Origin of the sequence: Bartonella sp. AA83SXKL, from assembly GCF_042196965.1 — a bacterium.
In the GTDB taxonomy this organism is placed as follows: domain Bacteria; phylum Pseudomonadota; class Alphaproteobacteria; order Rhizobiales; family Rhizobiaceae; genus Bartonella.
Window position 1 is genome coordinate 1 of record NZ_JBHIRG010000178.1, and the last position, 725, is coordinate 725.

A 725-nucleotide genomic window follows, 5' to 3' on the forward strand; every position below is an offset into this window, starting at 1 on the left:
TTTCGTTAGATGGCCATCTAAAACTTCAGCTGAACACCTCGTCATTAAAAGAACAACGCCCAAACTTATTGCGTTATGTCCCCAAAATATAAAATCAAATGCTTCATCAGAGTATGCTTTAAATTTTTTTATTATACGTGCTAAATGCTACACTTTTTTAGATTTCATAATTAGCTGCCGTAAGCCTAATTCCCGCAACATTGCAAATTTTACACTTGACCACACTTCGATTGTTAATCCAGAGGAAACATTTACTGTTCATTTTTGGGCCTCATATCCACGCTCAAAAGATACATATAATGAATTTGGCCCTGAAAGTTCCTTCTTTTTTGCTGATAATCCTCATTTGTGGTTTTTTTGATGCCAAAATTAAAAGCATTCTCCTGCAAAAATAAAATCGATCAATCTTGGTTCTTCTTTTTTGTTAATTAAGCAAATGATTTTATTATTTAATTTATCAATTAGCTCCATTTGTGAAGCCAACTTTAATCTTTGTTCATACAGTGTCTTATTTTTTTGCTTAATTAAAGTGGATAGGTTTTCAAGTACCGCTTGTTGCTCCTCAATTGATTTGTCTCGCTCTGCAAGAGTTTCTTCATGCCATCTCATCCAACTATCAAATTTTGACTTATGCCATTCTTCTCGTTTTTTACGAATTGTTGTGTGAGTTTCGTGTCGTTTCACAAGATCTTCTATGCAACAATCACGATCCGGTATCCGTCTAA

The 725-nt window shown here is 33.9% G+C and carries 1 protein-coding gene; it reads right to left on the reverse strand.

Going from position 1 to position 725, the window contains the following annotated elements; all coding sequences use genetic code 11:
* Nucleotides 1-369 precede the first annotated feature (369 nt).
* The coding region (locus ACFINO_RS10445; RefSeq protein ID WP_375655770.1) for a hypothetical protein at nt 370-725 on the reverse strand (356 nt) is incomplete at its 5' end.